At 57.5% G+C, this 11,741-nt stretch carries 13 protein-coding genes; 2 read left to right on the forward strand and 11 right to left on the reverse strand.

Annotated features, from left to right (window positions below; translation table 11 throughout):
* Nucleotides 1-174 precede the first annotated feature (174 nt).
* On the forward strand, nucleotides 175-891 hold the full coding sequence (locus BBA90_RS05195; RefSeq protein WP_065648226.1) for a DUF2884 domain-containing protein: 717 nt from the start codon (nucleotides 175-177) through the stop codon (nucleotides 889-891).
* Nucleotides 892-919: 28 nt separating this feature from the next.
* Here the strand turns inward: BBA90_RS05195 and hemW are convergent, their stop codons facing one another.
* The 4 genes from hemW to BBA90_RS05215 are packed head-to-tail and all read right to left on the reverse strand — an operon-like array spanning nucleotide 920 to nucleotide 3,931.
* Nucleotides 920-2,050 carry a radical SAM family heme chaperone HemW gene (gene hemW, locus BBA90_RS05200; protein WP_065648227.1) on the reverse strand — a complete coding sequence of 377 codons (1,131 nt, stop codon included), beginning with the start codon at nucleotides 2,048-2,050 and terminating at the stop codon, nucleotides 920-922.
* Nucleotides 2,043-2,636: an RdgB/HAM1 family non-canonical purine NTP pyrophosphatase gene (gene rdgB, locus BBA90_RS05205; protein WP_065648228.1), complete on the reverse strand. Its 594-nt coding sequence runs from the start codon at nucleotides 2,634-2,636 to the stop codon at nucleotides 2,043-2,045. Before rdgB ends, hemW begins: the two co-directional genes overlap by 8 nt.
* Nucleotides 2,637-2,656: 20 nt before the next feature.
* A complete protein-coding gene (locus BBA90_RS05210) occupies nucleotides 2,657-3,211 on the reverse strand; it encodes a YggT family protein (RefSeq protein ID WP_065648229.1) in 555 nt (184 codons plus the stop codon).
* A 12-nt stretch (nucleotides 3,212-3,223) separates the two neighbouring features.
* Nucleotides 3,224-3,931 (reverse strand): YggS family pyridoxal phosphate-dependent enzyme, encoded by a 708-nt coding sequence (locus BBA90_RS05215; protein ID WP_065648230.1) that lies wholly within the window; start codon nucleotides 3,929-3,931, stop codon nucleotides 3,224-3,226.
* A gap of 15 nt (nucleotides 3,932-3,946) precedes the next feature.
* Between BBA90_RS05215 and BBA90_RS05220 the strand changes: the two genes are divergently transcribed.
* Entirely contained in the window at nucleotides 3,947-4,954 is a 1,008-nt protein-coding gene (locus BBA90_RS05220; protein WP_065648231.1) for a type IV pilus twitching motility protein PilT, read from the forward strand.
* A 104-nt stretch (nucleotides 4,955-5,058) separates the two neighbouring features.
* Here the strand turns inward: BBA90_RS05220 and ruvX are convergent, their stop codons facing one another.
* The 7 genes from ruvX to BBA90_RS05255 all read right to left on the reverse strand — a co-directional run bounded on the left by ruvX (nucleotide 5,059) and on the right by BBA90_RS05255 (nucleotide 10,761).
* Nucleotides 5,059-5,475: a Holliday junction resolvase RuvX gene (ruvX, locus tag BBA90_RS05225; protein ID WP_065648232.1), complete on the reverse strand. Its 417-nt coding sequence runs from the start codon at nucleotides 5,473-5,475 to the stop codon at nucleotides 5,059-5,061.
* Complete coding sequence (locus BBA90_RS05230; protein WP_065648233.1) at nucleotides 5,475-6,038, reverse strand: YqgE/AlgH family protein; 564 nt, start codon at nucleotides 6,036-6,038, stop codon at nucleotides 5,475-5,477. Before BBA90_RS05230 ends, ruvX begins: the two co-directional genes overlap by 1 nt.
* An 86-nt stretch (nucleotides 6,039-6,124) precedes the next feature.
* Entirely contained in the window at nucleotides 6,125-7,069 is a 945-nt protein-coding gene (gene gshB, locus BBA90_RS05235; protein ID WP_039380084.1) for a glutathione synthase, read from the reverse strand.
* A gap of 96 nt (nucleotides 7,070-7,165) precedes the next feature.
* Nucleotides 7,166-7,897 (reverse strand): 16S rRNA (uracil(1498)-N(3))-methyltransferase, encoded by a 732-nt coding sequence (gene rsmE / locus BBA90_RS05240; protein ID WP_065648234.1) that lies wholly within the window; start codon nucleotides 7,895-7,897, stop codon nucleotides 7,166-7,168.
* A gap of 74 nt (nucleotides 7,898-7,971) precedes the next feature.
* A complete protein-coding gene (gene endA / locus BBA90_RS05245; RefSeq protein WP_039380079.1) occupies nucleotides 7,972-8,676 on the reverse strand; it encodes a deoxyribonuclease I in 705 nt (234 codons plus the stop codon).
* A 79-nt stretch (nucleotides 8,677-8,755) separates the two neighbouring features.
* Complete coding sequence (locus BBA90_RS05250) at nucleotides 8,756-9,268, reverse strand: SprT family zinc-dependent metalloprotease (protein WP_139074173.1); 513 nt, start codon at nucleotides 9,266-9,268, stop codon at nucleotides 8,756-8,758.
* 98 nt (nucleotides 9,269-9,366) lie between these two features.
* Nucleotides 9,367-10,761: a sugar porter family MFS transporter gene (locus tag BBA90_RS05255; RefSeq protein ID WP_065648236.1), complete on the reverse strand. Its 1,395-nt coding sequence runs from the start codon at nucleotides 10,759-10,761 to the stop codon at nucleotides 9,367-9,369.
* Nucleotides 10,762-11,741: the final 980 nt, after the last annotated feature.

The raw sequence follows: 11,741 nt of genomic DNA on the forward strand, positions 1-11,741 counted from the left end.
TCGCGCCGGCACGCAAAACCTGTAGGGGCGCCATTAATGGCGCCCGTTGAAACACTGCACCAGGGGCGTATTAATGCGCCCCCTGTGATGTAATGTGCCGCAGGGTCACCATTCATGGCGACCGCGCCATTGACCGCACAATACTCACCCCGCACAGCATATTCAGGAGATTTCATGATTCGTAAGGCTCTTTTTGCTGCGCTGCTGGTGACCGCCGCGCAGGCACACGCTGACTACCAGTGCAGCGTTAACCCGCAGGATGATGTGGTGATCACCGCGCAAAGCGTTCAGGTTGTCGGCAGCAACGGCAATCTCACGATGACTCCCCAGGGTGATGTCACCTTTAACGGCAAAGCAGTCAGCGTTGATAATGCGGCACGTCAGCAGGCGATTGATTACCAGAATGCACTGCGTCGTGATTTACCGTGGGTCAACAGCGGCGCAAAAACGCGCCTTGAGCGCGGACGCGCCGCACTGGATAACGTGATCGTTGAGAAGCTGGGCAGCGACAGCAACGTACGCAACCGCCTGACCACGCTGGATGGCCAGCTGAAACAGCAAATGAACCGCATCATTGAGCAGCGCCAGGATGGCCTGACGTTTCACCATCAGGCGATAAACCAGGTGCGTGCTGACGGGCAGAAGCTGGTACAGAGCACGCTGGGTGGCGTACTGCAGGATAGCCTGAATGAGATGGGCACGCAGCAGGCGACCAGCGGTGGTAATCCGCTGCAGGCGCTGATGGGCAACCTGGGGGGGCTGCAGCAGTCGATTCAGACGGAGTGGAATAACCAGGAGCGGGATTTCCAGAACTTTGGTCATGAGGTCTGTAACCGGGTCATCGCGCTGGAAAATCAGCGTAAAACGCTGGTGAAAAGTATTAACAAGTAAAGAAAGAGCGGCCACCGGGCCGCTCTGATTACATAAACAGTTCCAGCAACGAGTTCAGAAAGAGTTTGCCCTTCTCCGTGATCTGCCACTCGCTGGCGCTCTCTGTGACATAGCCTGCGGCGATAGCCTGATCCATTTGCGGACGGATCGCCTGCTCATCCAGCCCGGTATAGCGCTGAAACTCCGTGCGCGGTGCCGCTTCCAGCAGCCGGAACCGGTTCATAAAGAACTCAAACGGCTTATCTTCGTTTGCCACCTCATGCTGTTTATCAAGGTAGTTGCCCTTCATAAAGCCACGCGGGTGTCGGGTTTTTACCGTCCGCACAATGCGACCATCAGGCTGCGTCAGCTTGCCGTGTGCACCGCAGCCGATACCGAGGTAATCTCCGAAGCGCCAGTAGTTGAGGTTGTGCTCACAGCGATAGCCCGGTTTCGCGTAGGCTGACGTTTCATACTGCTGATAGCCGGCAGCCGTCAGCAGCTGGTGTCCCTGCTCGTAGATATCCCACAGCGCATCATCATCCGGCAGCTGCGGCGGTCGGGAACCAAACAGCGTGTTCGGCTCAATGGTCAGCTGATACCAGGAGAGGTGCGGCGGGTTAAGCGCAATCGCCTGCCGGAGATCGTCCAGCGCCTCTTCCAGCGACTGGTCGGGCAGACCATGCATCAGGTCCAGATTAAAACTGCGCAGCCCAAGCGCGGCGGCCAGTTCGGCGGCGCGCTTCGCCTCCTGCGGGCCATGAATACGCCCCAGCCGCTCCAGCTTCTGCGGGCTAAAGCTCTGCACGCCGATGGAGATGCGATTGATCCCCGCGGCCTGATAGCCGCTGAAGCGATCGGCTTCTACCGTGCCGGGGTTCGCTTCCATAGTGATTTCCGCATCAGCCGCCAGCGGCAGGCGTGCCCGCACGCCATCCATCAGCGTCTGCATCGCGTGACTGCTCAGCAGGCTTGGCGTGCCCCCGCCGATAAAGATCGTGCGCACCTCCCGTCCGGCGGTCAGAGGCAGATCCTGCTCAAGGTCCTGCAACAGATGCTGCACATACTCCAGATGCGGGACTTCACCTTTCAGTGCGTGCGAGTTGAAGTCGCAGTAGGGGCACTTCTGTACGCACCACGGAATATGGATGTAGAGGCTCAGCGGCGGTAACTCAGCCATTGCGCATCGCATCCAGCAGCAGCGTTAACGCTTTACCCCGGTGAGAGACGGCGCGCTTCTCCTCTTTGCTCAGTTCAGCCGCGGTTTTACCCAGTGCCGGCACAAAGAAGATAGGATCGTAGCCAAAGCCGCCTTCACCGGCCGCCGTACGGGTAATTTCGCCCGCCCAGCTGCCGTGGAAGACCAGCGGCACCGGGTCAGCGGCGTGACGCACATAGACCAGTACACAGTGGAACTGTGCCTGACGCGCGCCATCCGGCACACTCTCCAGCGCCAGCAGCAGTTTCTCCAGATTTTGCTGGTCGCTGGCCTCTGCGCCAGCATAGCGGGCGGAGTAGATGCCCGGCGCGCCGCCCAGCGCATCCACGGCCAGACCGGAATCATCCGCGATAGCCGGCAGGCCGGTTATCTGTGCCGCATGACGCGCTTTCAGCAGCGCATTTTCAATGAACGTCAGACCCGTCTCTTCGGCTGAGTCCACGCCGAGTTCAGTCTGCGCCACGATATCCAGGCCAAAATCAGCGAGCAGGCCGGCCAGTTCGCGAACCTTGCCGGGATTACCGGTTGCGAGAACAACTTTTTGCATAACAGTTCCAGATTAACAAATTACAGCAGATACCAGAGACCCGGGAACAGGTCCATGCCAAGGAAATTCAGCGCGTAGAGCACCAGAATCACAATCATGGCGGAGAAGTCGATACCGCCCATAGCGGGCAGCATACGGCGGATAGGTGCCATCAGCGGCTCGGTAAGCTGTACCAGCACATAATCCAGCGGGCCGCGCCCCTGACTGATCCAGCTCATCAGCGAGCGAATGATAATGACCCAGAACACCAGATTACCGGCTGACTTCAGCAGCGACAGCAGCCCCACCAGCAGATTCGTAGGATCAACCGAGAAGGCGCCAACCTGAATCAGCAGCAGAATCGGATACTTCAGCGTGGTCAGCACAAACGCCAGCAGCAGCGAGGCGGTATCGATGGGGCCGATAGCGGGCAGCACGCGGCGCAGCGGTTTGATCACCGGCTGCGTAATCTTCACCACAAACTGCGCCAGCGGGTTGTAAAAATCGCAGCGCGACCACTGCATCCAGATACGCAGCAGCAGTACCATGACGTAGAGATCGATCAGCGTTTTGACTAAAAACGTCAGTGTTAACATGGAGTTCCTCAGTTATTGTTGTGAAGGTCGCGCATAATCCCGCGCGCCAAACAGAGCGGTGCCAATTCTTACCATGGTGCTGCCTGCCGCGATCGCCGCTTCCATATCGTCGCTCATGCCCAGTGAGAGCGTATCAATAGCGGGATAAGCGTGCTGCAGCGCATGAAACGCGCTGGCCATCTGCTGGCAGACCGCCAGCTGGCGCGCATAATCCTGTTCCGGAGCAGGAATCGCCATCAGACCGCGCAGGTGTAAGCGGGGCAGGGCGGCGATAGCCGCGGCCAGCGCCGGAACAGCCTCCAGCATGATGCCAGATTTACTGTTTTCGTCACTGATATTTACCTGAATTAACACGTTCAGCGGCGGCAGATGCGCCGGACGCTGATCGTTAAGCCGCTGCGCAATACGCAGGCGATCAACGGTATGACACCAGGCAAAATGTTCAGCGACCAGACGGCTTTTGTTGGATTGCAGCGGGCCGATAAAGTGCCACTGCAGATCGCCCTCTGCCGTCAGCGCCATTATTTTCTCTACCCCTTCCTGTACGTAGTTTTCGCCAAACGCACGCTGCCCGGCGGCAACCGCTTCTGCGACAGCGCTCGCAGGTTTGGTTTTGCTGACCGCAAGCAACGTGATCTCTTCTGGCGCCCGGCCGCAACGCACGGCAGCGGCAGCGATACGGTCGCGTACCTGATGTAAGTTGTGCTCAATGGAAGTCATAGTCAGGAGAAATAAATGGATTTAGATGAAATTGTGGCCCTTAGTGTAAAGCATAACGCCGCCGATCTGCACCTGTGCAGCGGACATTTACCGCACTGGCGGCGGCAGGGCGTGCTGGAACCGGTGCCGCAGCAGCTGCCGCTGCCGTCCGGGTGGCTGGAGACGTTTGTCACGCAGTTTCTCAGCGCTGCGCAGCAGTCAGAACTTGATGTTACCGGCCAGGCTGATTTTGCCCTGACGCTCAGCAGCGGCGTACGGCTGCGTGCCAATCTTTTCACCCAGCGTCACGGATTGTCACTGGCGCTGCGGCTGATTGCGCAGACGATCCCGCCGCTGGCGCAGCTGCGCCTGCCGCCAGCCGTGCAGCAGCTCCTGCAGCTGCAGGATGGACTGGTGCTGATCAGCGGCGCAACCGGCAGCGGCAAGTCGACCACGCTGGCCGCACTGGTACAGGCGCTGAACCAGCAGCAGGCGCGGCACATCATCACGCTGGAAGATCCGATCGAGTTTGTGCACCAGAGTCAGCGCTCGCTGATTCAGCAGCGTGAAGTGGGAACGCACTGCCTCTCTTTTCAGCACGGGCTGAAAGCGGCGCTGCGTGAAGATCCTGACGTGATACTGCTGGGCGAACTGCGCGACAGTGAAACAATCCGCCTGGCCCTGACCGCGGCTGAGACCGGACATCTGGTGCTGGCCACGCTGCATACCCGTAGCGCGGCGCAGGCGGTTGATCGTCTGGTGGATGTCTTTCCGGCCGAAGAAAAAAATCTGGTGCGTACGCAGCTGGCGGGCAGTCTGAAAGCGGTAGTGGCACAGCGGCTGGTGGCGGCGAAAGCGGGCGGGCGTGTCGCGCTGTATGAAGTACTGATTGCCACGCCTGCGGTAGCCAGCCTGATCCGCGAAGGCAAAGGGCATCAGCTGCCGGGCGTGCTGCAGACCGGCGCGCAATCTGGCATGCAGACCTTTGCGCAGAGCGAGCTGGCACGCCGCGCGGAGGGCATTATTGACCAGGCAAGCGGGTAGCTGACCTGAAGCAGCAGTCACGCTGCAACAGCAGTGCGCCCGGCCAGCGCTGGGTACACTCGCTGAGCGGCACGTTATCCATCGCTTTTACGCCGCTATCAGCGTCAGTGGGTTTCGAACCAGTCCTGCAGAATAATCACGGCTGACTGAGAATCGACCTGTCCTTTCTGCAGCGCACGAAAGCCACCGCGCTCAAAGAGATCGGCGCGCGCCTCAACGGTACTGAGGCGCTCATCCTGCAGCTCAACGCGTACACCAAAGCGGCCGTGCAGGCGACTCGCAAATTTGCGCGCGCGGGCAGTCAGCGGCTGTTCGGTGCCGTCCATGTTCAGCGGCAGGCCGACCACCACATAGTCGGGCTGCCACTCCTTCAGCAGTTTCTCAATCAGATTCCAGTCTGGCGTGCCGTCCTGTGCTTTTAGCGCCGTCAGCGGACGTGCGGTGCCGGTGAGCTGCTGACCCACGGCAACGCCAATGCTTTTGGTGCCAAAATCAAAGCCGAGCAGCGTTGCATTCTGCATCAGGCGTGTCCCGCATCGCTGGTCATATTATGAATATCAACACCCATACTGCGGGCGGCTTCGCGCCAGCGTCCGGCAATCGGCGTATGGAATAAAATATGCGTATCAGCCGGGGTGGTAAGCCAGGCGTTTTCCAGCAGCTCGTTCTCCAGCTGATCTTTTTCCCAGGCGCAGTAGCCAAGTGCGACCAGCACATTCTCCGGCTGCTGCGCGGTGCCGATCGCTTCCAGCACATCACGCGAGGTCGTGATCACGGTGTTGTCTGAGATGCGAATACTGGAGGCATAAGTATGCTGCGCAGAGTGCAGAATAAAACCGCGATCTTCCGCCAGCGGGCCACCGGCAAATACCGGTTTATCGAGCTTAATCGCCGGATCGCGCTCTGACGGAGTGATTTTTAGTTTCTTCAGAATACCTTCTACCGTCAGGTTCTCCATCGGTTTATTAACAATCAAACCCATTGCACCCTCTTCATTATGCTCGCAGATATAGACAACAGAGCGTTTGAACAGAGGGTCCTGCAGAGAGGGCATCGCTATCAAAAAATGATGCTGTAAATTCATTGTCACTCATTTACCGAAGAGAACCGGCGCCAGTGCGGCAGCGCCGGTATCAAAGGGGTTAGGGAGTTTGCACTCCGGCTGCGTCCTCAGCCCAGACGTTTTTCGATTGCGTCCATCAGCATACCGGTAACCGAAATCGGGAACGCCGCTTCAATTTCCCGTACGCAGGTTGGGCTGGTGACATTCACTTCAGTAAGTTTATCACCGATGATATCCAGGCCAACAAAAATCAGCCCCTTCGCTTTCAGCGTGGGGCCGACGCGCCGTGCAATTTCCCAGTCGCTGTCAGAAAGCGGACGCGCTTCGCCGCGACCACCGGCGGCAAGATTGCCGCGCGTTTCGCCGCCCTGCGGGATACGCGCCAGGCAGTAAGGCACGGGCTCGCCATCCACGACCAGGACGCGCTTATCGCCCTCTTTAATCGCCGGCAGATAATTTTGCGCCATACAGAAAAACTGGCCATGGTTGGTCAGGGTTTCTGTGATCACGCCAAAGTTGGCATCATCCTGCTTAACGCGGAAGATCGATGCGCCACCCATGCCGTCGAGCGGCTTCAGAATGACATCACCGTGCTCCTGCCAGAAAGCGCGCAGCTGCTCTTTATTGCGGGTGACCAGCGTATCCGGCGTCAGATCCGCAAACCATGCAGTATAGAGCTTTTCGTTACAATCGCGCAGGCTCTGCGGCTTGTTGACAATCAGCGTACCCTGCTCCTCAGCCCGCTCCAGCAGATAGGTCGCGTAGATAAACTCGGTATCAAAAGGCGGATCTTTACGCATCAGCACGACATTGAGATCGGCCAGCGGAATCGTCTGCTCGCTGCCGAACTCATACCACTGCGAAGCATTCTGCTCCACGCTCAGCAGACGCGTACGGGCGTAAGTCACGCCACCGCGCAGAGAGAGGTCGCCCATCTCCATGTAATGAATTTCGTAGCCACGACGCTGTGCTTCCAGCAACATGGCGAAGCTGGTGTCTTTTTTAATATTGATGGACGAAATCGGGTCCATCACAATGCCAAGCTTAATCATTATTCTCTCCTCAGAGGGGATATCAGCGACGTCCTTCCATGCGAAAGCGTCGTGCTGTTTAGTAGTCTGCGTCTCTTTTACGGCCAGAATTATCCCTTAACCGAGATCGCCAAACCTCACCTGAAGTGCCGTTATCGCGGTGAGGGCAGTGGTTTCCGTGCGCAGAACGCGCGGCCCCAGCAAAATATCTGTAAAGCCCTGCTGCGCCGTCATGGCGATCTCTTCAGCAGATAAACCCCCTTCAGGGCCAATCAGCAGCCGCACCCGTTCAACCGGGTGTGGCAGGGTGTTGATACTGTGGCTGGCACGCGGATGAAGATTCAGCCTGACGCCCTCATCAGCCTCTGCACACCAGGCTTCCAGCGTCATCGCCTCCCGAATCAGCGGCACGCGGTTGCGGCCACACTGCTCGCAGGCGGCAATAGCAATCTTTTGCCACTGCTGGATCTTCTTTGCCAGTCTTTCTGCATCCAGCTTCACGCCACAGCGCTCAGAAAACAAGGGCGTAATCACGTTTACGCCCAGCTCTATCGATTTCTGGATGGTGAATTCCATTTTTTCACCACGCGACATCACCTGGCCCAGATGTAAATGCAAGGGCGATTCCCGGTCATCAGGCTGACCGCTAAGAACCCTTACTTTTACACGCTTTTTATCCGCCTGGGTGATTTCGGCGTTAAAAGTCAGATTAGTGCCATCAAACAGTTCAAGCATCTGCCCGGCGCCCATGCGCAGTACGCGGCCAACGTGGTTAGCGGCATCATCTTCAAGAAAGATTTCACTGTCGACAGAGAGCGGTTCGGGGTGATAAATGCGGGGTATACGCATGCGGTTCCTGCCAGCGTTATTGCCGCATCCCGTGATGCGGCGCAAAAATAATAAGCTAGTTTAGGGTAGCGCTTTTAGCGCTGGCAAGCGCGCTGTACATACGGATTATGATTTCCCTGTACCTGAGCAATGCGGCTGTCGCGCTCGCACTCCCAGACGCTGACCGGATAGAGCTTGTCCCAGGCGCTGAACAGCTGCGTTTGCTGGCGCGAGAGACGCAGCTGATAACGATCGCGCATGTAAAAGTAGGTGCGCGCGATGGCGCCGCGCGCGCGGGCTGGCGGTTCAGCCAGTTTCTGTTTGAAGTCGACTTTCATCGCACACTGGCCGTAAGGCTGCTCGCCACCGTTCCACTGGCTGTACTGGAAATTGTTGCGGTCGCCGTTAACCTCGCCGATGGCGGGCTGAAGATTATGCAAATCGCTCTCTATACGGCGGTACACCGGATCTTTGGCGCAGTTTTTTCGTCCACCCTCCTGCCAGCACTGGCGCTGATGGCCAAATTCCCACGCCGGAACCACATGCTCCCATTCGATGCGCCCGGCGCGGTTGGCATTTTTTCGTACGCTATAGCCGCAGCTTTTGAGATCCGGTACACCTTTTTTCCCCTGCCAGCTGATTGTGCAGCCGCAGTAGAAGTCGGGCGCATCCGCATTGATTTGCGAAGCCACCACTTTTGCCTGGCGAAAATTATTCTGATGAAACGAAGAGAAGCTGAGGCTATACGCGCTAAGCGGTGCCAGCAGCAGGGGAAGAAGTAACAGCGTTTTGCGAGACATATTCCAGAAATTTACCCGATACCCGAAAAAGGGCGGCAGGGTAGCAGAATGACCGGAGCGGGGAAATGGGATTAGCGCGCTATATGTTGCTGAATTCGCCAGGCTGCAGCAGTGAGCCACAGCGGACACAGCGATAGTCACTTTCACCGCGCAGCACGCGATTATGCCGGCGCACGGTAAGCTGATGCTGCTGACAGCTGCAGCGATAGGCGAAGGTATTGGTACGCACTGAGTTCAGGGCAAACTGATGCGTACGGCGTGCCGGCACGCCCAGCACCGTCTCCATCATCCACTTCCACTCTTTGCCATGCGGCGCGACGCGCCCGAAGCGCTTCCACACCAGCAGATGCGCCAGCTCATGCGGCACGACTTCATCGGTGAACGCCTGCAGGTTTTCCTGCAGCAGCACCGGGTTCAGCCGGATCTCCCACTTCTCCAGCCAGGCGGTGCCCGCCGCGGTGCCGCGCTGCTGATAAAGCAGTGCGGGTTCATCAAACGTGCATTCAAGGCGCTGTGCGGCAAGCTGCAAAAAGTGCCGCAGCGATCGCATGACCGCCTGCTGAAAGGCAACAGGTACGCGGGAAGTTTTCATGGCGCGCAGCATACCATACGCTGCGCTGGCGCGGCAGAGCACTGTCGCGGCCATAAAAAAGGGCCGCCCGCAGGCAGCCCTCATCACTCAGAAGACGATTACTGCTGACCGATATCGCGCAGCTTCTTCCCTGCCATCAGGTTACGCTCAATGTGCTCCAGTGAGACGTTTTTGGTCTCCGGGATCAGCACCAGCGTCAGGACAATAAAGAACAGGTTGAGGCCGGCGTAGACCCAGAAGGTCGGTGCGTTGCCCAGCGTGTTCAGCATAGTCAGGAAGGTAGCGCCCACGATCATATTGGCGATCCAGTTCGTGGTGGTCGAGACGGTGATCCCGAAATCGCGTCCTTTCAGCGGCTGAATTTCAGAGCAGAGCACCCAGATCAGCGGGCCGGCAGACATCGCAAAGCCAATGATAAACATCAGCAGCATCGCCACGGCGAAGTACTGTGCGCCCTGCGAGTGGATGCCGAGGTGCAGCATGGTTCCGAGAACGCCCATGCCGGCCGCCATGACCATAAAGCCCAGCACCAGCGTCGGCTTACGGCCCCAGCGATCGACCAGACCGATAGCGATGAAGGTCGCCAGGACGTTGACCAGACCAACAATCACCGTACCCCACATCTGCTGCGTGGTGTTAGCGAAGCCGGCAATTTCAAAAATCTTCGGCGCGTAATACATAATGACGTTCATACCGGTGAACTGCTGCATGACCTGCAGCAGCACGCCAAGGAACACCGCACGGCGGAAGTTGCTATTGCCCTGGAACAGCTGCCAGCCAGACTGTTTAACTTTCAGGCTTTCACGGATCTCATCCAGCTCGCGTTTGGCCTGCTCGCTCGTATCACGCAGGCGATCGAGTACGCGCTGCGCATCACGGAAGTTACCTTTCGCAGCCAGCCAGCGCGGGCTGTTTGGCAGGAAGAAGACGCCCACCAGCAGCAGAATCGCAGGGATGGTGATCACGCCCAGCATCCAGCGCCATTCTCCGGAGGCACTGAACGCGGTATCAGAGAGGTAGGCACCCAGAATACCGATGGTGATCATCAGCTGATAGAGTGAAATCATACTGCCGCGAATTTTCTCTGGTGCAATTTCAGAGAGATAGAGCGGAGCGGTGTAAGAAGCCACGCCAACAGCTAGGCCCAGCACAACGCGGGCAGCAATCAGCATCTCCGGGTTGGGCGCCATAGCGGACCACAGCGACCCGATAACAAACAGGACAGAGCCGGCCATCAGGCTCTTTTTACGACCCAGGTGCGATGACATCCAGCCGCTGCCGATTGCACCGACCGCCGCGCCAAACATCATTGAGCTGACAATCCACTCCTGCTGATGGGCAGTGACGTTGAAATCTTTAGCGATAAAGGGCAGGGCACCTGCGATGACACCGATATCCAGCCCGAACAGCAGGCCGGCTAACGCCGCCAGAAAGCAGACAAACAGGGTCATCGCCTTGTTTGAGGTTCTGCTTTTGTGAGTATTACCAGGCATAAAGCCTCCGAAAGTTATTTGTCTTGTTTTTTATTAATGCTAAGAGACCTGTACACGATAAAAAGTGAGGGCGATCACATCAATGTAACCGCTTACACACGCCGAAACCCTGTAATCCAGCATTTTTTGCCCGGAACAGTCTCTTCGCCAGTAAGGTATAGCACCCTACAAGTTTCTGACATCGCTTTAAATATTGCCTATCAGACGACGCTGAAAATAACGCATTTTCAGAGTGATGACTACGCTGAAAAATCTCTAAATTACAGATAAAAAAAGAGTTTTAGAATGTAATCGTTAACACTTTGTTATCACAGCGGTGAGTAGAGTGTAGTCAGTGAAAAATTTTATGCCTGAGAAAGCCGGAGGCCGGCCAGTACGAAGGATCTGGCACGGTACGCAGGCGCATTACGCAGGGGGCGCATTACGTAGGGAGCGCATTACGTAGGGAGCGCATTACGTAGGGGGCGCATTACGTAGGGGGCGCATTCATGCGCCCCTGGGTTCAGGTGATGTACGTGGCCAGGACGGCATAAATGCCGCCCTGTAAAAATATTCCGTAGGGGGCGCATTCATGCGCCCCTGGGTTCAGGTGATGCATGCGGCCAGGACGGCATAAATGCCGCCCTGTAAAAATATTCCGTAGGGGGCGCATTCATGCGCCCCTGGGTTCAGGGGATGCACGTGGCCAGGACGGCATAAATGCCGCCCTGCAAAAATATTCCGTAGGGGGCGCATTCATGCGCCCCTGGGTTCAGGGGATGCACGTGGCCAGGACGGCATAAATGCCGCCCCTACAATGGCACGGCACGCAGAGGGCGCATTCATGCGCCCCTGGGTTCAGGTGATGCATGCGGCCAGAGCGGCATAAATGCCGCCCTGCAAAATATTCCGTAGGGGGCGCATTCATGCGCCCCTGGGTTCAGGGGATGCACGTGGCCAGGACGGCATAAATGCCGCCCTGCAAAAATATTCCGTAGGGG

It is taken from the genome of Pantoea eucrina (assembly GCF_001691555.1).
Classification (GTDB): Bacteria; Pseudomonadota; Gammaproteobacteria; order Enterobacterales; family Enterobacteriaceae; genus Pantoea; species Pantoea borealis.

Coding starts and splice junctions, on each gene's coding strand:
- BBA90_RS05195 (WP_065648226.1), top strand. CDS start 175: ATGATTCGTAAGGCTCTTTTTGCTGCGCTGCTGGTGACCGCCGCGCAG.
- hemW (WP_065648227.1), bottom strand. CDS start 2,050: ATGGCTGAGTTACCGCCGCTGAGCCTCTACATCCATATTCCGTGGTGC.
- rdgB (WP_065648228.1), bottom strand. CDS start 2,636: ATGCAAAAAGTTGTTCTCGCAACCGGTAATCCCGGCAAGGTTCGCGAA.
- BBA90_RS05210 (WP_065648229.1), bottom strand. CDS start 3,211: ATGTTAACACTGACGTTTTTAGTCAAAACGCTGATCGATCTCTACGTC.
- BBA90_RS05215 (WP_065648230.1), bottom strand. CDS start 3,931: ATGACTTCCATTGAGCACAACTTACATCAGGTACGCGACCGTATCGCT.
- BBA90_RS05220 (WP_065648231.1), top strand. CDS start 3,947: ATGGATTTAGATGAAATTGTGGCCCTTAGTGTAAAGCATAACGCCGCC.
- ruvX (WP_065648232.1), bottom strand. CDS start 5,475: ATGCAGAATGCAACGCTGCTCGGCTTTGATTTTGGCACCAAAAGCATT.
- BBA90_RS05230 (WP_065648233.1), bottom strand. CDS start 6,038: ATGAATTTACAGCATCATTTTTTGATAGCGATGCCCTCTCTGCAGGAC.
- gshB (WP_039380084.1), bottom strand. CDS start 7,069: ATGATTAAGCTTGGCATTGTGATGGACCCGATTTCGTCCATCAATATT.
- rsmE (WP_065648234.1), bottom strand. CDS start 7,897: ATGCGTATACCCCGCATTTATCACCCCGAACCGCTCTCTGTCGACAGT.
- endA (WP_039380079.1), bottom strand. CDS start 8,676: ATGTCTCGCAAAACGCTGTTACTTCTTCCCCTGCTGCTGGCACCGCTT.
- BBA90_RS05250 (WP_139074173.1), bottom strand. CDS start 9,268: ATGAAAACTTCCCGCGTACCTGTTGCCTTTCAGCAGGCGGTCATGCGA.
- BBA90_RS05255 (WP_065648236.1), bottom strand. CDS start 10,761: ATGCCTGGTAATACTCACAAAAGCAGAACCTCAAACAAGGCGATGACC.